At 73.1% G+C, this 18,754-nt stretch carries 16 protein-coding genes; 6 read left to right on the top strand and 10 right to left on the bottom strand.

Annotation, left to right across the window (positions count from 1 at the left end):
• Positions 1–69: 69 nt before the first annotated feature.
• The gene (locus tag E6P78_RS01000) at positions 70–1,581 is read right to left on the bottom strand and encodes an MFS transporter (RefSeq protein WP_136201580.1); all 1,512 of its coding nucleotides are present in this window, start codon (positions 1,579–1,581) and stop codon (positions 70–72) included.
• A gap of 101 nt (positions 1,582–1,682) precedes the next feature.
• Between E6P78_RS01000 and E6P78_RS00995 the strand changes: the two genes are divergently transcribed.
• The 3 genes from E6P78_RS00995 to E6P78_RS00985 all read left to right on the top strand — a co-directional run bounded on the left by E6P78_RS00995 (position 1,683) and on the right by E6P78_RS00985 (position 5,559).
• Complete coding sequence (locus E6P78_RS00995) at positions 1,683–2,192, top strand: MarR family transcriptional regulator (protein WP_136201579.1); 510 nt, start codon at positions 1,683–1,685, stop codon at positions 2,190–2,192.
• A gap of 165 nt (positions 2,193–2,357) precedes the next feature.
• The gene (locus E6P78_RS00990) at positions 2,358–4,586 is read left to right on the top strand and encodes an acetate--CoA ligase family protein (RefSeq protein ID WP_136201578.1); all 2,229 of its coding nucleotides are present in this window, start codon (positions 2,358–2,360) and stop codon (positions 4,584–4,586) included.
• Between the two features lie 133 nt (positions 4,587–4,719).
• A complete protein-coding gene (locus E6P78_RS00985) occupies positions 4,720–5,559 on the top strand; it encodes an enoyl-CoA hydratase-related protein (RefSeq protein WP_136201577.1) in 840 nt (279 codons plus the stop codon).
• A gap of 8 nt (positions 5,560–5,567) precedes the next feature.
• Here E6P78_RS00985 and E6P78_RS00980 read toward each other — a convergent pair whose 3' ends face one another.
• Positions 5,568–6,545: a hypothetical protein gene (locus tag E6P78_RS00980; protein WP_240798993.1), complete on the bottom strand. Its 978-nt coding sequence runs from the start codon at positions 6,543–6,545 to the stop codon at positions 5,568–5,570.
• Between the two features lie 136 nt (positions 6,546–6,681).
• Here E6P78_RS00980 and E6P78_RS00975 point away from each other — a divergent pair, with 136 nt between their 5' ends.
• Entirely contained in the window at positions 6,682–7,299 is a 618-nt protein-coding gene (locus E6P78_RS00975; RefSeq protein ID WP_136201576.1) for a flavin reductase family protein, read from the top strand.
• A gap of 5 nt (positions 7,300–7,304) precedes the next feature.
• Here E6P78_RS00975 and E6P78_RS00970 read toward each other — a convergent pair whose 3' ends face one another.
• Both E6P78_RS00970 and E6P78_RS00965 read right to left on the bottom strand, forming a co-directional pair.
• Entirely contained in the window at positions 7,305–8,624 is a 1,320-nt protein-coding gene (locus tag E6P78_RS00970) for an MFS transporter (RefSeq protein WP_136201575.1), read from the bottom strand.
• 94 nt (positions 8,625–8,718) lie between these two features.
• Positions 8,719–9,996 carry an MFS transporter gene (locus tag E6P78_RS00965; protein WP_136201574.1) on the bottom strand — a complete coding sequence of 426 codons (1,278 nt, stop codon included), beginning with the start codon at positions 9,994–9,996 and terminating at the stop codon, positions 8,719–8,721.
• An 82-nt stretch (positions 9,997–10,078) separates the two neighbouring features.
• Here E6P78_RS00965 and E6P78_RS00960 point away from each other — a divergent pair, with 82 nt between their 5' ends.
• Positions 10,079–11,071, top strand: coding sequence for a helix-turn-helix domain-containing protein (locus E6P78_RS00960; protein ID WP_136201573.1), 993 nt, complete (start codon positions 10,079–10,081; stop codon positions 11,069–11,071).
• A gap of 25 nt (positions 11,072–11,096) precedes the next feature.
• On the opposite strand, the gene E6P78_RS00955 is transcribed toward E6P78_RS00960, so the two are convergent.
• Complete coding sequence (locus tag E6P78_RS00955) at positions 11,097–12,146, bottom strand: Zn-dependent alcohol dehydrogenase (protein WP_136201572.1); 1,050 nt, start codon at positions 12,144–12,146, stop codon at positions 11,097–11,099.
• A gap of 175 nt (positions 12,147–12,321) precedes the next feature.
• Positions 12,322–13,239: an SDR family oxidoreductase gene (locus E6P78_RS00950; protein ID WP_136201571.1), complete on the bottom strand. Its 918-nt coding sequence runs from the start codon at positions 13,237–13,239 to the stop codon at positions 12,322–12,324.
• 83 nt (positions 13,240–13,322) lie between these two features.
• On the opposite strand from E6P78_RS00950, the gene E6P78_RS00945 reads away from it, so the two are divergent.
• Positions 13,323–14,249 carry a cyclase family protein gene (locus E6P78_RS00945; RefSeq protein WP_136201570.1) on the top strand — a complete coding sequence of 309 codons (927 nt, stop codon included), beginning with the start codon at positions 13,323–13,325 and terminating at the stop codon, positions 14,247–14,249.
• Between the two features lie 60 nt (positions 14,250–14,309).
• Here E6P78_RS00945 and E6P78_RS00940 read toward each other — a convergent pair whose 3' ends face one another.
• The 4 genes from E6P78_RS00940 to E6P78_RS00925 form a co-directional block, all read right to left on the bottom strand.
• Entirely contained in the window at positions 14,310–14,867 is a 558-nt protein-coding gene (locus tag E6P78_RS00940) for an ATP-binding protein (protein ID WP_240798992.1), read from the bottom strand.
• Between the two features lie 416 nt (positions 14,868–15,283).
• Positions 15,284–16,309 (bottom strand): acyl-CoA dehydrogenase family protein, encoded by a 1,026-nt coding sequence (locus E6P78_RS00935; RefSeq protein WP_136201569.1) that lies wholly within the window; start codon positions 16,307–16,309, stop codon positions 15,284–15,286.
• 7 nt (positions 16,310–16,316) lie between these two features.
• Positions 16,317–17,474: an acyl-CoA dehydrogenase gene (locus tag E6P78_RS00930; protein ID WP_136201568.1), complete on the bottom strand. Its 1,158-nt coding sequence runs from the start codon at positions 17,472–17,474 to the stop codon at positions 16,317–16,319.
• Positions 17,475–17,481: 7 nt separating this feature from the next.
• Complete coding sequence (locus E6P78_RS00925; RefSeq protein ID WP_136201567.1) at positions 17,482–18,675, bottom strand: amidohydrolase family protein; 1,194 nt, start codon at positions 18,673–18,675, stop codon at positions 17,482–17,484.
• Between the last annotated feature and the right edge of the window lie 79 nt (positions 18,676–18,754).

The raw sequence follows: 18,754 nt of genomic DNA, 5'->3' as shown, positions 1-18,754 counted from the left end.
CGGACTCTCACGTCGTGCGAGCGGTCCGCGCCGGACTCTCACGTCGTGCGAGCGGCCCGCGCCGGACTTTCACACGGTGAGGTGCTGCTCGGTGCCGGAGACGCCCGCGGCCGGCTCGGGGGCGATGCCGTGCTGCTCCTCCTCCGGGCGGCCCTTCGCGGGCAGCAGGAAGGTGATGGCGAGGAAGGCCACCAGCAGACACGCCTGGACGATCAGCGCGCGGTGGAAGCCGCCGGTGAAGTCACCGGCCCCGGCCCGGTCGAAGAACACCGAGCCGAAGACCGCGACGCCGATGGAGCCGCCGAGCGCCTGGACCGCCGACAGGACGCCGGATGCGGACCCGATCTCGTCGTCGTCGACCGCGGCGAGGATGAAGCTGAACAGGGCGGCGATCACCATGCCGGCGCCGATGCCCGCCACCGTCACGCCGGGGACGATGTCCCAGATCGAGAACGAGGACGCGTCGAGGCCGTCGAGCTCGAACCACAGCACGGCCGCGCCGGCCAGCTGGACCAGCGGACCGATCTGGAGCACCTTGCGGCCGATCCGGTCCGCGAGGAACGCACCGCTGACGGCGCCGCCGATCGCGGTTCCCACCGCCAGCGGCAGGTTGCCGAGCCCCGCCTCGCCCGCGGTGAAGTGCCGGCCGATCTGGAGGTAGAGGGTCAGCACGAGCTGCGTGCCGATCAGCCCGCCGAAGAACAGGGCGATGCCGCCGAGACCGACGGTGAAGGCGGGCTTGCGCAGCAGGCCCGGGGTCACCAGCGCCTCACGGCCCGCGGCGGCCGTACGGCGCTGCTGCACGGCGAACAGGGCGAAGCCGATCGCCGAGGCGGCCATGCACAGCCACGTCCACAGCGGCCAGCCGTTCTCCTGCCCCTGGTTCAGCGGCAGTACCAGCAGTGCGCAGGCCGCCACCACCAGGGCCGCGCCGGCCATGTCGACCCGCACCGTGTGGTCGCCCGGCTTCTTCGGCACGAACTTCGCGGCGACGATCAGCGCCGCGAGGCCGATGGGCAGGTTGACCAGGAACACCGACCGCCAGCCCAGGCCGAAGAAGTCGCCCTCGATGAGGAAGCCGCCGAGCACGGGACCGATGATGCCGCCCAGGCCGAGCACGGGTCCGAAGATCGCGAAGACCTTGGTGAGCTCCGGGCCGGAGAAGTTCTCCCGCAGCAGGCCGAGGCCCTGCGGGAGCAGCATCGCGCCTGCGGTGCCCTGGAGCAGACGGAAGGCGATCAGCGACCCGATGCCGGGCGCGACCGCGCACAGCAGCGAAGTCGCGGTGAAGGCCGCCAGGCCGATCAGGAACATCCGGCGCCGCCCGTAGCGGTCACCGAGCCGGCCGCCCAGCACGAGGCCCGCGCCCAGGGTCAGTGCGTAGCCGCCGATCACCCACTGCAGGCCGACGGAACCGGCGCCGAGGGACCTCTCCAGGTCCGGGCCCGCGACGTTGACGATCGACGCGTCCAGAAGGTCCATGATCTCGGCGACGATCATCACCGCCAGGATCAGCCACCGATACGGCTGGGGCGAGACGCCAGGGGTGGGGGACGGGTCAGCCACGCTCGATACCTCCATCGTGAAATAGTTCCACGGTGAAGGTAAAGTGATGGCGGTAGGTTGTCAAAGCGGGCCGCCGACGCAAGCCGCGCGGCGGAGGGAGAGGTGAAGGGGCACCCATGGAGGAAGCGATGCGCGACGGCGTCGCGGAGCAGCGCGAGCGGCTGATGGACGCGCTGAGGGTCCACGGCGGCCACTACGCCGAGCTGAGCCGGCGCTTCGCCGCCTGGCTGGGCCTGCACTCCACCGACGCGACCGCGGTGCTGGAGATCGCCGCCGCCGAGGAGCGGGGCACCCCCCTGTCACCGGCGCGGCTGAGCGAGCGCATCCCGCTGTCCACGGGGGCCACCACCGCACTGCTGAACCGCCTCGAAGCGGCGGGGCACATCACCCGCGTCCGCGAGCACTCCGACCGGCGCATCATCACCCTGCGCAGCGGCGGGCACATCCAGGAGCGGGCGGACGAGTTCTTCGGTCCGCTCGCCCGCCGCCTCGACGTCACGATGTCGCACTACCCGCCCCGGCTCCTTGAGCAGTTCGAGGCGTTCATGGCCGACCTGAACACCACCATGGACACCCACCTCACGGAAGAGGGCACGGCGGCACGCCGCTCCCCCCGCACCCCTTGACGGGCCCGGCCCGCGACCGGCGCCCGCCCGAGCGCTCCCATCATTTACCCGCACACCCATTCCTGACGGGCCGTCAGTTCAGTAACCTGACAGAGTGTCAGCTTCGGACACCGGCCGGGCGGCTCCACGCGCCCGGCGGACCTTCGAGCAGGAGTGGGCGGAACGATGCTTGGATCGACTCACGGCACCCTCACCACCGACTTCCGCGCCAGGGTGGTGGCCTGCGGCGAGGAGCCGCGCGCCGCCGTCCACAGCAGGGCGTCCATCGCCCCGGAGGGCGATCTCGACGTCAGCGGCCGGCCGCTGCACGCCCCCGTCCCGGACCTGGACCGGTTCTTCCGGCCCGAGTCCGTCGCCGTCATCGGGGCGTCCGACACCGAGGGGCGGCCCAACACCGGCATCACCCGCCAGCTCGTCGCCTGGGCCGAGCGCGTCGGGGCGCGGCTGTATCCCGTGCACCCCACGCGCGCGTCGGTCTTCGGGCGGGCGTGCTCCCCTTCCGTCGCCGCCCTGCCGGAACAGGTGGACCTCGCGGTGCTGCTCGTCAGCGACCCGCTCCCCGTGATCGAGGAACTGGCGCAGTCCAAGGTGAGGTTCGCCGTCGCCTTCGCCTCCGGGTTCGCCGAGACCGGTGAGGAGGGCGCCGCCGCCCAGGCACGGCTGGCCGCCGCGGTGGAGCGGTCGGGGCTGCGGCTGCTCGGCCCGAACACCAACCTCAACGCCTTCGAGAAGTTCCGCGACGACCTCGACGGTCCGGCGATCGCCCTGATCACCCAGTCCGGCCACCAGGGCCGCCCCGTCTACACCCTCCAGGAGCTGGGCGTACGGCTCTCCCACTGGGCGCCCACGGGCAACGAGGCGGATCTGGAGACCGCCGACTTCATCGCGTACTTCTCACAGCGCCCCGAGGTCGGCGCCATCGCCTGCTACGTGGAGGGGCTCAAGGACGGGCGCTCCTTCCTGCTCGCCGCGGACCGGGCCGCGCGGGCCGGGGTCCCCGTGGTCGCGGTCAAGGTGGGGCGGACGGAGAGGGGGGCCAGGACGGCCGCGTCACACACCGGCAAGCTGACCGGTGCCGACCAGGTGGTCGACGCGGCGATGCGGCAGTTCGGCGTGATCCGCGTGGACGGCCTGGACGAACTCCAGGACACCGCCGCCCTCCTGGCCCGCGCCCGCAAGCCGCAGGCCGAGGGCGTCGTCGTCTATTCGATCTCGGGCGGCACGGGCGCGCACTTCTCGGACCTGGCCACGGGCGCCGGCCTCCACCTCCCCGAACTCTCGGAGGAGAAGCAGGCCGAGCTGCACACCTGGATACCGGGCTACCTGAACGTGGCGAACCCGGTCGACAACGGCGGGCACCCGGTCGGCGACTGGCGCGGCCGGAAGATCATCGACGCGATCCTCGCCGACCCGGCGGTGGGCGTGCTGATCTGTCCCATCACCGGTCCCTTCCCGCCGATGAGCGACCGGCTCGCCCAGGACCTGGTCGACGCGGCGGAGGCCACGGACAAGCTGGTGTGCGTGGTGTGGGGGTCGCCGGTCGGCACGGAGGACGCCTACCGCACCACGCTGCTCGGCTCGTCCCGCGTCGCCACCTTCCGCACCTTCGGCAACTGCATCACCGCCGTGAAGGCCTACCTGGACCACCACCGCTTCGCCGCGAACTACCGCTCCCCCTTCGACGAGGCCCCGCGCACGCCTTCGCCCTCCTTCCGCAAGGCGCAGGCGCTGATGCGTCCGGGCCACCAGCTCAGCGAGCACGCGGCGAAGCAGCTGCTGCGGGCGTACGGAATCCGGGTGCCGCGCGAGCAGTTGGTGACGAGCGCCGCCGCGGCGGTCCGGGCGGCGGGGCTCGTCGGCTACCCCGTCGTCATGAAGGCGTCCGGCGCCCACCTCGCCCACAAGACGGAACTGGGCCTCGTCAAGGTCGGCCTGACCTCGGCCAGCCAGGTCCGCGACGCCTATCGCGAACTCACCGACATCGCCCGCTACGAGGACGTCGAACTCGACGGCATCCTGGTCTGCCAGATGGTGGAGCGCGGCGTCGAGATGATGGTCGGCGTCACACGCGACCCGCTGTTCGGGCCGACGGTGACGGTCGGGCTGGGCGGCGTGCTCGTCGAGGTGCTGCACGACGCGGCGGTGCGGGTGCCGCCGTTCGGCGAGGAGCAGGCGCGGGCGATGCTCGGCGAGCTGCGCGGCCGGGCCCTGCTCGAAGGCGTGCGCGGCGGGCCGCCGGTGGACGTGGACGCGCTCGTGGAAGTCGTCCTGCGGGTCGAGCGGATGGCGCTGGAGCTGGGCGACGACCTGTCCGAGCTGGACATCAACCCGCTGATGGTGCTGGGCCGGGGGCAGGGCGCGGTGGCCCTGGACGCGCTGGCGGTCTGCCGCTGACCGGGCGTGCTCGCCCGCACCCGGTCCGGGGCGCGGGGCCCTCGGCCTGTCGCCCCGGTCCGGGGCGCGGGCTTCCGTCCTCGAACGCCGGACGGGCTGGATGAGCCCGTCCCACCTGCTCAGGAGCTGTCTCATGTCGTCCTCCCCCGAAGACACCACCGGCCGCGCCGGCCCGTCCGGGCCGCCTGACTCATTGATACTCCACGCCACTGACAACGGGGTCTCGTGGATCACGCTCAACCGCCCCGAGGCGATGAACGCCCTCACCTGGGACCAGCGCGAACGCGTCATCGCGCTGCTCGCGGACGCCTCCGCCGACCCCGCCGTCCGGGCCGTCGTCCTCACCGCCACCGGCCGCGGCTTCTGCGCGGGCGCCGACCTGCGCGGGGCCCCGGCCACCGGCGACCGGGTGCCGGGCGATGTGGCCCGTACGATCCGGCTCGGCGCGCAACGGCTCGTCGCGGCGGTCCTGGACTGCGAGAAACCGGTCCTGGCGGCGGTCAACGGCACGGCGGCCGGCATCGGCGCCCATCTCGCGTTCGCCTGCGATCTGGTCCTGGCCGCCGAATCCGCGAAGTTCATCGAGGTGTTCGTACGCAGGGGCCTCGTACCCGACGGCGGCGGGGCCTATCTGCTGCCCCGGCTGGTCGGGCCGCAGCGTGCCAAGGAGCTGATGTTCTTCGGCGACGCGCTCCCGGCGGCCGACGCGGAGCGCCTGGGCCTGGTCAACCGGACCGTCCCGGACGAGGAGCTGGCCGCGACCGCCCGTGCCTGGGCCGAACGGCTCGCCGCCGGCCCCACCCGCTCGATCGCCCTCACCAAGCAGCTCGTCAACGCCTCCCTGGACACCGACCGCACCACGGCGTTCGCCGCCGAGGCCATGGCCCAGGAGATCAACATGACCACCAGCGACGCCCAGGAGGGCGTGGCGAGCTTCGTGGAGCGGCGGACGCCGACGTACCGGGGGGCCTGAAGGCCCCCTCACCGGGTCAGCGTGTACCAGCCCGGTACGTCCAGGTCGCCGTACTCGCGGTTCAGCTCGGGGTGCTCGGGCGTACCGGTGATCCGCCAGCCCTCGGGGTCGCCGAGGCCGTAGGGCTCATGGAACGAGCATGCCTCGATGCTGAGCCGTACGCGCTGGTCCCAGGTGGTGGAGTCGCCGGGTGCGTACGACCAGGTGCCCGTGCCCGTGCAGCGGTACTTGGCGAGGTCGGCGTCCGCGTCGTCCTCGTACGCGGCCTCGTGGTCCGTCAGCCCTTCGGCGCGGGCCGTGCCGTCGGCGGCCGGCCGCAGGGTGCCGCCCCGCCCGTCGGTCCAGTCGCCGGCCAGCCGGGAGGCGTCGACCTTCGGCGGGCGGTACTCGGTGAACAGCCCGGCCCCGAACGCGGCCGCCCCGATGCCGAACACGGCCACCATCGCCAGCGCGCCGTAGCCGAGGGCGCGCAGGAGCCGCCCCCCGTGCAGCGCGGCGTCCCGGGCGAGCAGGGCGGCCCCCGCGAGCAGCACCGCGCCCGTCAGCAGGATCAGCGTCAGCGGGCCGGGCCCCACATGCCGGACGGTGCCGATGACGGCCACGACCACGCTCACCAGCACCCCGGCGACGACCGGCACCCACCACCAGGCGTCCCGCCCGGTCAGCCGGCCACTCGCCCAGCGGGCCACCCACACCACGGGCAGCACCACCGTCAGGCTCCCCCACAGCGCGGCCGGACCGCCGAAGCACACCAGTAGCGGCAGGAGGAGCAGGCTTCCCCCGGGGCCGTCCGCCGGTGCGGGGGCCTCGGCGGTGAGTTCCGCGAAGCCGCCGACCTCGGCGCCGACCAGCGCGCCCATGAACAGCGCGGCCGCACCGGCCAGGATCGACCGGCCGGACCACACGGGCGGCGGGCCGGACGGCGCATCGGCACGTTCACGCGCCCCCCACGGTTTCCGCGTGTCCCACGCGGCGTTCCCGGCCATGTGAGCCCCCCTCCACCGGGCATTCTCACCCGGGCCGCCTCACGCCCGGCGCGGGGGCACCGAAACGGTTCCGCTCCACCCCTTCCGATCTGACGACTCGTCAGCTCCAATGGGAGGCGTGATGGGACACGCAGGCATGGCCGCAACCGCCGTCCGCTACCTCAGGTCCACCGGCGCCGCGACGGCCGCCGCCGCACCGGTGCCGGTCGATCCGCTGCCGCGCCCCGATCTGCGGGCCGTCGCCGCCGACGAGCGGCCGCCGGTCGATACGGGCGAATTCCGCCGGGTCCTCGGCCACTTCGCCAGCGGGGTCACCATCGTCACGGCCCACGATCCAGGCGCCCCCGGCGGGCCGGCCGGCTTCGCCTGCCAGTCGTTCGCCTCGCTCTCGCTCGACCCGCCGCTGGTGGCGTTCATGGTCGCCCGTACGTCGACGACCTGGCCGCGCATCGCCCGCGCCGGGGCGTTCTGCGTCAACATCCTGGGCGCGGACCAGGGCGCGCTGTGCCGGGGGTTCGCGGTCAGCGGGGCCGACAAGTTCGCCGGGGTCGGGTACACCTCCGCCCCGGCGACCGGTTCGCCGCTGCTGGACTCCGTGCCCGCCTGGGTCGACTGCCGCGTCCAGGCCGTTCACACCGGCGGCGACCACCTCATCGTGGTCGGCCGGGTGGAGGCCCTGGGCGCGGCGGCCGAGGGCGAGGGGGCCGGGCCCCTGCTCTTCCACCGGGGGACGTTCGGGCGCTTCGACGGCTGAACCGCTCACGCCACGAGCGCGGCCTTCACCGGCTCCCCGGCCCGGCGGATCACCAGCACCATCAGCGCCGCCGCCGCGCACAGCGCCCCGGCCGCGTACCAGACCACGTCGTACGTACCGAAGTAGTCGCGCGCCACACCGCCGAGGAACGCGACCAGTGCCGCGCCCACCTGGTGCGCGGCCAGGACCCAGCCGAAGACGATCGCGCTGTCCTCCCCGTACTGCTCCCGGCACAGGGCGAGGGTCGGCGGGACCGTGGCGACCCAGTCCAGGCCGTAGAAGACGATGAAGAAGACCATCGGCGGCTCGACGGTCGCCTGCATCAGGAGCGGCAGGAAGAGGAGCGAGACGCCGCGCAGCGCGTAGTAGACCGCCAGCAGCCGGCGGGCGTCGAAGCGGTCGGTGAGCCAGCCCGAGAAGACCGTGCCGATGATGTCGAAGATCCCGATGACCGCGAGCAGCGAGGCGGCGGCGGTGATGGGCATGTGGTGGTCGTGCGCCGAGGGCACGAAGTGCGTGCGGATCAGGCCGTTGGTGGAGGCGCCGCAGATCGCGAAGGACCCGGCCAGCAGCCAGAACGGTCCCGTGCGGGCCGCATCGAACAGGACCCGTACGGTCCGGGCCGCCGCCCCGCGCGCGGGCGCGGGCTTCTCCACGTACTCCCCGCCGTACGGGGCGAGCCCCACGTCGGCCGGGTGGTCGCGCATCAGGAGCCAGACGAACGGGACCACGACGAGGGCGGCCAGGGCGACGGTCACCGAGGCCGGGCGCCAGCCGTGCCGGTCCACGATCCAGGCGCACAGCGGCAGGAAGACCAGCTGGCCCGAGGCGCCGGCGGCGGTGAGGACGCCGGTGACCAGGCCGCGGCGGGCGACGAACCAGCGGTTGGTGACCGTCGCGGAGAAGGCCATCGCCATCGAACCGGTGCCGAGCCCGACGAGGACGCCCCAGTAGAGCATCAGCTGCCAGGCGGCCGTCATCCACACGCTCGCCAGCGCCCCGGCCGCGACCGCGCTCAGCGCCACGGCCACCACCCGGCGGATGCCGAACCGGTCCATCAGCGCGGCGGCGAACGGCGCGGTGAGGCCGTACAGCGCCATGTCGATGGAGACGGCGAGCCCGATCTGACCGCGCGACCAGCCGAAGTCGTCCTGGAGGGGGTCGAAGAGCAGCCCGGGCAGGGAGTTGAAGGCGGCGCCGCCGATGATCGTCACGAAGGTGACGGCGGCGACGATCCACGCCCGGTGGACACGCCGCCGGCGGGGCGCGTCGGGGGTGTTCGGCAGCGGGGCGACGGGGACGGCGCTCTCGGTTGTCGGATTCACGCGCCCAGCATCCGGTCGCGGTCCCTCTCCTCACGAGTGGCCCGGGGGACACGGTTCGCAAGGATCGGGCCACGCCCGTCCCGCCGGGGCCCGGTCAGCCGATCCGTTCCAGGCGGCGCACCGGGCGGGCCGCCAGCAGGACGCCCACCGCCAGCATGTTGATCACCGCCCCGGCGAGCAGCACCTCCGCCGTGCCCAGCCGGTCCGCTACCGGCCCCGCGAGCGCCCGGCCCGCCGCCAGCATCAACAGGGAGCCCGCCACGTCGTAGGCGTGCAGCCGGTTCAGCGCCTGGGGCGGTACGTGCGTCTGGACCGTGGTCGACCACATCACCAGCCAGAACGCGGACGCCGCGCCCGCCACGAACTGCCCCGCCCCCAGGGCCGGTACGGGCAGCCCGAGGCCCAGCACGATCAGGTTCCCGCAGACGCCGGTCAGCGCGACGGCGCCCGCCGCCAGGGGCCTGCGCGGGCGCAGGCGCAGCGCGAGCAGGCCGCCCACGACACTGCCCGCGCCGTTCACCGCCATCATCGCGCCGTACGTCCCCGAGCCGTGCGCCTCGGTGACCTCGACGGCGGTGAGCGGAAGCATCGGGCCGAGCACGGCGAAGCCGTACACCGTCCAGACCGCTATCACGCCCCAGAGCCAGCTGCGCGCGGTGAACTCCCGCCAGCCGTCGACCAGTTCCGCGACGAACGAGCCGTGTGGCGCCTCGTCCGAGGGGGCCGGGGCCAGGCGCAGCAGGAAGAGGCAGGCCCCGGAGACCAGGAACGTGGAGGCGTTGGCCGCGTAGACCGCCCCGGCGCTCGCCAGGCCGACGAGCACGCCCGCGAAGGCCGGTCCCGCCATGGTCATCAGCGCCTCGGAGACCCGCAGTACGGCGTTGGCGCGCTGGACGTCCGACGCCACCCTCGGCACGGTGGACGCCACGCCCGGCTGGAAGAGCGCCGCCCCGACCCCGGCCACCGCGCTCAGCGCGTACACCGCCCACAGCGGCGGGTTGCCGGTGGCGAACGAGACGGCGAGCACGGAGGCGCCGACCAGCCGCAGCGAGTCCGCGATGATCATCATCCGGCGCGGGGTGAACCGGTCCGCGAGGACACCGCCGAAGAGCACGAACAGCGCGAGCGGGCCCATCCAGGCCGCCAGGGCGTACCCGACCGCCGAATGCGGCCGTCCGGCCCCGAGCAGACCCGCGGTGAGGGCCACGGGGATCATCCCGTCACCGAAGAGCGCCGCGGTCCGGGCGACGAAGAACAGCCGGAAGTTACGGTTCCAGAGCCGCCGGCCCTCCGGGAACAGGGGTGGGAGAGGGGACGCGAGGGGGGACGGACCGCCCGGGGCGTGCTCGTGGTCCGTGGCGGGAATGCACACGGAGTCTGCTGACTTTTCCTTCACACCGATGACATGTATCAGCTTATGGTCTACACCAGCTAGGCCGGCAGGGAGTCACATTGTGCCGCACCGGGTCGTCGTTCTCGCCCTCGACGGGCTGCTCCCCTTCGAACTGGGCATTCCCCAACGGATATTCGGGCTCGCACGCGGTGCCGAGCCGCTGGACCGGAGCCGGAAGCTGTACGACGTCGTGACCTGCTCGGTCCGCCCGCCCGGCCCCGTCCGTACCGACGCGGACTTCACGATCACCGTCGGGAACGGGCCCGAAGCCCTCGCCACGGCCGATACGGTCGTCGTCCCGGCCAGTTACGAGCTGGGGCCCGTCCACTCCGAGGGCCGGCTGACCGACGAGCTGGCCGCCGCGTTCGCGTACGTCCGGCCCGGCACCCGGATGGTGTCCATCTGCACCGGCAGCTACGTCCTGGCCGCCGCCGGCTACCTCGACGGGCGCCCCGCCACCACGCACTGGGCCTCCGCCGACCACTTCCAGCAGCTCTTTCCCGCCGTCCGGGTCGACCCCGACGTCCTGTTCATCGACGACGGCGACGTCCTGACCTCCGCCGGGGTCGCCGCCGGGATCGACCTGTGCCTGCACATGGTGCGCCGCGACCACGGCACCGCCGTCGCCAACGACGTCGCCCGGCGCACGGTCGTACCGCCGCACCGCGACGGCGGCCAGGCGCAGTACATCCAGCGGCCCGTCCCCGACACGCAGTTCGCCACGACGACCACCGCACGGGCCTGGGCGCTGGGCCGGCTGGAACGGCCGATCCTGCTGCGGGACATGGCCCAGCAGGAGTCGATGAGCGTACGGACGTTCACCCGGCGCTTCCGCGAGGAGGTCGGCGTCAGCCCCGTGCAGTGGCTGACCCAGCAGCGGGTCGAGCTGGCGCGCCGGCTGCTGGAGTCCACCGACCTGTCGATCGACCAGGTGGCGCGGGACGCCGGCTTCGGCACCTCCACGTCGTTGCGGCAGCACCTGCAGGCGGCGCTGGGGGTCTCCCCCACGGTCTACCGGCGGACGTTCCGCTCGGCGGCGGGCAACCGGGCGTGAGCCGGGCCTCCTCGGGACGCCGGCGTCAGAACACCAGCACGCCCCGGGCCACCCGCCCGTGGTGCGCGTCGTCCACCGCCTCGGCGAAGTCCTCCACCGGATAGGTGGCGGTGACCAGTTCGTCGAGCAGTAGCCGGCCCTCCCGGTACAGGTCCGCGTACAGGGCGATGTCCCGCTGCGGGCGCGAGGAGCCGTAGCGGCAGCCGAGGATCGACTTGTCCAGGTACAGCGAGGACACGAGGAACGACGCCTCGGCCGTCGCCGCCGGTACGCCCAGCAGGACGGCCTGGCCGTGCCGGTCGAGCAGGTCGATCGCCGTACGGATCAGCTCGGTACGGCCGACGCACTCGAAGGCGTGGTCGACGCCGTCCGGCAGGATGTCCCTGACGCCCTCGGCCGACGTCAGGAAGTGCGTGGCGCCGAACCGGCGGGCCACGGCCTCCTTGTCCGGGTTCGAGTCCACCGCGACGATCGTCAGCGCACCGGCGAGCCGCGCACCCTGGATCACGTTGAGCCCGATCCCGCCCGTCCCGATCACGAGGACGCTCTCGCCCCGGTCGACCTTCGCCCTGTTCAGTACGGCTCCGACCCCCGTCAGCACCCCGCAGCCGATCAGGGCCGCCGAGGTGAGCGGCAGCTCCTCGGGGATCTTCACCGCCTGCACGGCCTTGACGAGGGTCTTCTCCGCGAACGCGGAGTTCGACGCGAACTGGTACAGCCGCTCGCCGCCCCGCGTGAACGGCCGGCCGGGGCTCCCGATCGCCTTCCGGCACATCGTGGGCCTGCCCCGGTCGCACTGCGCGCAGGCGCCGCAGCCGGCGAGCGTGGACAGCGCGACGTGGTCGCCGGGGGCGACGTGCGTGACGCCGGGGCCGACCGCGTCGACGACGCCGGCCCCCTCGTGGCCGAGGACGACGGGCAGCGGGAACGGGATCGTGCCGTCGATCACCGACAGATCGCTGTGACAGAGGCCTGCGGCGGCGATGGCGACGCGGACCTCGCCGGGGGCGGGGTCGCGTATCTCCAGGTCGTGAACGACCTCGGCACGCTTGCCGTCGAAGACGATGCCTCTCATGTGCGGCTCCTTTGATCGGGGGTCAACTCAAGCCCCTCCGGCGATTGAGGAGCGGGCGCGAAACCAAGCCCCTCCGGCGATTGAGAGGCGGGTCCGGGGGCAGCGCCCCGGGGGCTCCGCCCCCGAACCCCCGCTGCTCAATCGCCGGAGGGGCTGAAAATCGCATCCCGCCGATTCACGCATTGGGGCGGGACTTCGTGCGCGCCGCCTCAGCCATCTCCTCCAGCCGCGCCAGCATCGGCATCGGGTCCACCCCCACCGTCCCCGGCAGGAAGTCCGCGATGCGTTCCGGGGTCCAGGCCGCGCCTTCGGCGTAGGCCGCGCGCAGTTCCCTCGGCTGGGCCCAGACGGCGATCTTCGGGCCCGCGATCGTGTACACCTGGCCGGTGATCCCCTCGGCCCTGGCCCGTTCGCTGAGGAGGTAGACGACCAGGGCCGCCACGTCCTCCGGTTCGCCGATCTCCTTCAGCTCCATGGGGACGTTGGCGGACATGCGGGTACGGGCCACGGGGGCGACCGCGTTCGCGGTGACGCCGTACTTGTGGAGGCCGAGCGCCGCGCTGCGGACGAGCGAGATGATGCCGCCCTTCGCCGCGCTGTAGTTCGCCTGGGCGACGCTCCCCTGGTGGTTGCCGCTGGTGAAGCCGATCAGCGTGCCGGCGCCTTCCTGCTTGCGCATGACGGCGGATGCGGCCCGGAAGACGGTGAAGGTGCCCTTGAGGTGGGTGGCGACCACGGGGTCCCACTCCGCCTCGGACATGTTGAACAGCATCCGTTCGCGCAGGATGCCGGCCACGCAGACGACCCCGTCAATCCGTCCGTACCGTTCGAGCGCGGTGTCCACGACCCGCTGCCCGCCGGCCATCGTGGAGATGTCGTCCGCGACGGCGACCGCCTCGCCGCCCGCCGCCTCGATCTCCTTGACGACGGACTCGGCTATCTCGCTCGCCGGTTCGCCGCCCTCGATGGAGACGCCGTAGTCGTTGACGACGACCTTCGCGCCCTCCGCCGCCGCCGCGAGTGCGACGGCCCGGCCGATGCCGCGCCCGGCACCGGTTACGGCGACGACCTTGCCTGCCAAGAAGTTCCCCATGCCCGGCCCCTTTCCGCGGTTTCTGACGGACCGTTAGATTCTACGGGGCATCAGGTTCACCCGCACAAGCCCCAGGAGGCGCCATGTCACTGCCGGCCAAGTTCCACGACCTCGCCCAGCGCGTCAACAACTGGGGGCGCTGGGGCGCGGACGACGAGATCGGGACGCTGAACCTGATCACCGACGAGGTGGTCCGGGAGGCCGCCGCCACCGTGCGTAGGGGGCTGCGCGTACCGCTCGCGCTGCCGCTCCAGCAGGACGGGGTGCAGAGCGGCCTCGTACCGGGGCGGGTCAACCCGCTGCACACCATGGTCCAGATCAACCAGGAGCTGTTCGGCCCCGGCACCGTCGCCACCAGCGACGACTCGGCCGTCCTGAGCCTGCAGACGGCCACGCACTGGGACGCCCTCACCCACGCCTCGCACTCGGGGAAGATCTACAACGGGCGCCCCGCCGACACGATCACCGCGCACGAGGGCGCCCGGTTCAGCGGGGTCGGCACGATGCCGCCCGTCGTCTCGCGCGGGGTGCTCCTCGACGTGGCCCGCGCCCACGGCGTGGACCGGCTGCCCGGCGGTCACGCGGTCACCCCTCAGGACCTGGAGGCGGCGGAGGAACTGGCCGGGGTGCGGGTGCGGGCCGGGGACGTCGTACTCGTACGCACCGGGCAGGTGCAGGTGTATCTGGGCGGGGACAAGAACGCGTACGGCTATCCGTCGCCGGGCCTGTCGATCCGCACGCCGGAGTGGTTCCGTGCCCGCGACGTGGCGGCCGTCGCCAACGACACGCTGACCTTCGAGATCTTCCCGCCGGAGATCGAGGACCTGTGGCTGGGCGTGCACGCGCTGGACCTGGTCGAGATGGGCATGCCGCAGGGGCAGAACTGGAACCTGGAGGCGCTGTCCACCGCCTGCGCCGAGGAGGGGCGCCACGCCTTCCTGCTGTCGGCCATGCCCGAGCCCTTCACCGGCGCCACGGGCACCCCGGTCGCCCCCGTGGCCGTGCTCTGACCCGGGGGCGCCGGACCGAGCCAGGGCCTGTCCGGCGGATCTTCGTGGGCCCGACAGGCCCTAACCGTGGGGCGTCACCGCGTGCGACGGGTCGTAGCCCACCGCCGCCGCCTCGCGCCCGCACGCCTCGCACCCCGCGCCGTCGCACTCGCCCGAGGCCTGCGCGCCCGCGCCGTGGGCGCCGGGCTGCAACTGGACCTGGATGAGGGGGATGCCCCGGTCGACCTCGCACCAGATGCGCTTGCCCGCACCCTCGGGCTGCCAGCCCCAGCGGTCGGCCAGGCCGTCGACCAGCTCCAGGCCCCGGCCGCCGGTGTCCTCACCGCCCGCTCGGCGCTGCTGCGGCGGGCGGCAGCTGGCGTCGGCCACCTCGACCCGTACGGTCCCGGCGTTCCCCGGGGCGCCCGACGAGCCGAACAGCATGCGCAGCACGGCCGGACAGCCGGTGTGCACCACCGCGTTCGTCACGAGTTCCGAGATCAGCAGGATGAGCGTCTCGGCCAGCGGCTCGTCGTCTCTCACACCGGACCCGGCGAGCCGTGAGCGCGCCCATCTGCGGGCCCGTCCGACCTCCGCGGGGTCGGGCCCGACCTCCAACTGAACCTGAAGCACCTGCACCGCTCACACCATCCGAACCGGCGGACACATCGCCTCGCGCCTCCTCAGGGTCACGGAACGTGATTCCCTTACAAGACAGCATGGTTGACGTACAGTCACCGCAACAAGCGCTTCGGGCATATTCCAGCGCGAAGGAGTACGCGTGGTGCATACTGTGCGACGCACGTTGCGGAGAGTCGAACAGTGACGCCGCACGCGACGGGAAATCCTCTTCCCGGCAGGCCCGGCCCCTCTGCGTGGACCGCGAGCAGCGCACCTCTCGCGGACCGGAGGCGCCGCACAGGCCGCACCCGGACCGCCAGGTTCCAGAACCACTCGCATCCAACGGAGCGTACCCGAGCCCGGCGCCGACTCCACCCCGTGACGAATCACGCAAAGGACACAAGCCGGTATCGGCGGGCGCCGATCGCGCTGCGTCACTCCGGAGCGTGAAGCCCAGGGGTGGGACGGGTCACGTGCGTGCACCGGGCACCCACCCGCGCGGGCCGGCCGAGCCCAGCGGCCAGCGCCTCCTCCGCGTCCGCCGCCGCCAGCCACTGCCCGGCCCGCAGCCAGGCCCGCTTGAGGCGCAGGTGCACGTCCGCCTCCCAGGTGAAGCCCATGCCGCCCTGCACCTGGAGGCAGTCGCGGGCGTTGTGGACGGCCGCCTCGTCGGCCAGGAGCTTGGCCCCGGCGATCTCCGCCGGATCGGCCGTCACGGCCGCCGCGTAGACCGCGGCGCGGGCCGTACCGGCGCGCACCAGCATGTCGGCGCACAGGTGTTTGACCGCCTGGAAGGAGCCGATGGGCGCGCCGAACTGCTCGCGGTGACGGGCGTGTTGGACCGCCTCATCCAGGCTGCGGGCGGCGCTGCCGAGCTGTTCGGCCGCGGTCAGCAGGGCCCCTTCGCGGCGCAGCCGCGCCCCGTCGCCCGGCACGGGATCGCCCTCGTCCGCGTACCCGGACAGGTCCGCCGGCCGCCACAGCGGTGTGCCCGGGTCGAGCGAGCGCACCGGGTGCGCCTCGGCCACGGCCCGCCGCAGCGCCCCGCCGGTCAGGACGCTCGCCCGGTCGCCGGCCAGGACGAGCAGGGCGTCGGCGTCGGCGAGGTGCGCCACCGGCTGCCCGGCCTCCGCCAGCGCGACCACCGCCTCGCCGTGCGCGGCGCCCTCCACGGTGGCGGCGGTCAGCTCGGTGGCGGCCAGGGGCCCGGGTAGCAGGGCCCACCCCAGCCCCTCGAACAATAGTACGGATTCCGGCAGGCCGAGGCCGACCCCGCCCGCCGCCTCGGGCAGCCGCAGCGCGAAGAACCCGGCCGCGCCCAGCTCCGCCCACAGCGCGCGGTCCACACCCCCTTCCCCGTCGTGCGCCGCCCGCATCCGGTCCCGGCCGAACCGGCCCGCCAGCAGATCCCTGATCCCCGCCCGCAGGGCCCGCTGGTCGTCCGAGAGCTGGAAGTCCACGGTCCGCTCACCGCCCCTTCGGCAGGCCGAGAATGCGCTCGGCGACGATGTTGCGCTGGATCTGCGAGGTGCCGGCCGCGATGGTGTACGAGAGCGAGGAGAGCCGGTCGCGCACCCACTCCCGGTCCAGATCGAGGGCGTCGCCCGCGCCGAGCACCTCGGCCGCCGCCTCGTAGAGCTCCTGGCGGGCGTGCGAGTAGCGCAGCTTGAAGACCGAGCCGCCGGCCCCCGGGACACCGCCGGAGCGCTGCGCCTCGCTGACGTTCCACTGGGTCAGCCGCCACAGCGCCCCGAACTCGGCGCCCAGCCGACCCAGCCTGCGGCGCAGCACCGGATCGTCCCAGCGCCCGGTGCGCCGGGCCTCGGCCGCCAGCGCGTCCAGGGTGCGGCGGCAGGCGACGACCTCGCCGACGAAGGCCGTGCCGCGCTCGAAGGAGAGCGTGACCATGGTGACCCGCCAGCCGTCGTTCTCGTCGCCCACCCGGTGCGAGACGGGCACCCGGACCTCGTCGAGGAACATCTCCGCGAACTCCGTGGAGCCGGCGAGCGTGCGCAGCGGCCGGACCGTGACGCCCGGGCTGTCCATCCGCATCGCCAGCCAGCTGATCCCCCGGTGCTTGGGCGCGGCCGGGTCCGTCCGTACGAGCAGTTCGCACCAGTCGGCGACCTCCGCGTGCGAGGTCCAGATCTTCTGCCCGCTGACCACGTAGGCGTCGCCGTCGCGCACCGCCCGGGTGCGCAGCGCGGCCAGGTCCGATCCGGCCTCCGGCTCGCTGAAGCCCTGGCACCACATCTCGTCGCCGCGCAGCACCGGCGGCAGCCAGCGGGCGCGCTGCTCCGGGGTGCCCTCGGCGGCGATGGTGGGCCCGGCGTGCAGCAGCCCGACGAAGTTCGCCCCCACGTAGGGTGCCCCGGCCCGTTCCGTCTCCTCCAGGAAGATCAGGTGCTGGGTGGGGGTGGCGCCCCGGCCGCCCGCGTCGGCGGGCCAGTGCAGCCCCGCGTACCCGGCGTCGTACAGCAGCCGCTGCCAGCCGGCGTCGTACGCCCGGCGGCCCGGCCAGTCGGCGGGGTCCGGCTTCGGGGGCAGGCCGGGCAGCACGGCGGCCAGCCACTCCCGCAGCCGCGCCCGGAAGTCCTGCTCCTCCTGCGTGTACGCGAGGTCCATCGCGGGCCTACTTGTCGAGGTCCAGGCCGAGCATCCGGATCGCGTTTCCGCGCATCAGTTTGTAGACGGTCTCCTCGTCCAGTCCCTTGACGTGGTCGAGGGCGACCTCCTTGGTGTGCGGGAAGGTCGAGTCGACGTGCGGGTAGTCCGTCTCGAAGGTGGCGTTGTCCCGGCCGACGACGTCGAGCGAGGCGACGCCGTGCTTGTCGCGGAAGAAGCAGCAGAAGATCTGCCGGTAGTAGTACGTGGACGGCGGCTCGGGGATCAGATCGCGCACCCCGCCCCACGCCCGGTGCTCCTCCCACACGTCGTCGGCGCGCTCCAGGGCGTACGGAATCCAGCCCATCTGGCCCTCGCTGTACGCCAGTTTCAGCGTCGGGAACCTGACCAGCACCCCGCTGAACAGGAAGTCCATCATCGAGGCCATGGCGTTGTTGAACGAGAGCGAGGCCTGCACGGCGGGCGGGGCGTCGGGGGAGGCGGCGGGCATCTGCGAACTGGACCCGATGTGCATGTTCACGACCGTGCCGGTCTCCTCGCAGACCGCGAAGAACGGGTCCCAGTAACCGCTGTGGATCGACGGCAGCCCGAGGTGGGTGGGGATCTCCGAGAACGTCACCGCCCGCACCCCGCGCGCCGCGTTCCGCTTGATCTCCGCGACCGCGAGGTCGATGTCCCACAGCGGGATGATGCACAGCGGGATCAGCCGGCCGCCGCTGTCCCCGCACCACTCCTCGACCATCCAGTCGTTGTACGCGCGCACGCAGGCGAGCGCGACCTCCTTGTCGTGCGCCTCGGCAAACGTCTGCCCGCAGAAACGCGGGAAGGTGGGGAAGCAGAGGCTGGCCTCGACATGGTTGAGGTCCATGTCCTTCAGCCGCTCCACCGGGTCCCAGCAACCGCGCCGCATCTCCGCCCGGGTGATCCCCTCCAGCGTCATGTCGTCCCGGTCGAAGCCCACCGCCGCGATGTTCCGCTTGTACGGGAATTTGAGGTCCTCGTAGATCCACCAGTCGGTCGGCGGGCCGTCCGGGTCCATCGTGATGACGTACTTGCCGCCGACGTACGCCAGCTCCCCGATGCCCGCCGTCAGCGGCTGCGGGCCCCGGTCGCGGTACCGGGCGGGCAGCCACGTAGAGAACAGGTGCGGCGGCTCGATCACATGGTCGTCGACGCTGACGATCCGAGGCAGTTCCGTCATGGTGTCCCCTTCGACGCGGCACAGTTCCTGATGACCCGTCAGGTCGGTGTCGCCCTCAGGCTAGACCCGCACCCCTGGA

This window comes from Streptomyces sp. A0958 (assembly GCF_004795035.1).
In the GTDB taxonomy this organism is placed as follows: Bacteria; Actinomycetota; Actinomycetes; order Streptomycetales; family Streptomycetaceae; genus Streptomyces.
Note: the sequence above shows the minus strand (reverse complement) of the source record. Positions and strands in the feature narration are given on the sequence as shown.

What these genes read in the sequence shown, in the direction of transcription:
- E6P78_RS01000 (WP_136201580.1), bottom strand. Translation starts at nt 1,581, where the DNA reads ATGGAGGTATCGAGCGTGGCTGACCCGTCCCCCACCCCTGGCGTCTCG.
- E6P78_RS00995 (WP_136201579.1), top strand. Translation starts at nt 1,683, where the DNA reads ATGGAGGAAGCGATGCGCGACGGCGTCGCGGAGCAGCGCGAGCGGCTG.
- E6P78_RS00990 (WP_136201578.1), top strand. Translation starts at nt 2,358, where the DNA reads ATGCTTGGATCGACTCACGGCACCCTCACCACCGACTTCCGCGCCAGG.
- E6P78_RS00985 (WP_136201577.1), top strand. Translation starts at nt 4,720, where the DNA reads ATGTCGTCCTCCCCCGAAGACACCACCGGCCGCGCCGGCCCGTCCGGG.
- E6P78_RS00980 (WP_240798993.1), bottom strand. Translation starts at nt 6,545, where the DNA reads ATGGCCGGGAACGCCGCGTGGGACACGCGGAAACCGTGGGGGGCGCGT.
- E6P78_RS00975 (WP_136201576.1), top strand. Translation starts at nt 6,682, where the DNA reads ATGGCCGCAACCGCCGTCCGCTACCTCAGGTCCACCGGCGCCGCGACG.
- E6P78_RS00955 (WP_136201572.1), bottom strand. Translation starts at nt 12,146, where the DNA reads ATGAGAGGCATCGTCTTCGACGGCAAGCGTGCCGAGGTCGTTCACGAC.
- E6P78_RS00950 (WP_136201571.1), bottom strand. Translation starts at nt 13,239, where the DNA reads ATGGGGAACTTCTTGGCAGGCAAGGTCGTCGCCGTAACCGGTGCCGGG.
- E6P78_RS00945 (WP_136201570.1), top strand. Translation starts at nt 13,323, where the DNA reads ATGTCACTGCCGGCCAAGTTCCACGACCTCGCCCAGCGCGTCAACAAC.
- E6P78_RS00930 (WP_136201568.1), bottom strand. Translation starts at nt 17,474, where the DNA reads ATGGACCTCGCGTACACGCAGGAGGAGCAGGACTTCCGGGCGCGGCTG.
- E6P78_RS00925 (WP_136201567.1), bottom strand. Translation starts at nt 18,675, where the DNA reads ATGACGGAACTGCCTCGGATCGTCAGCGTCGACGACCATGTGATCGAG.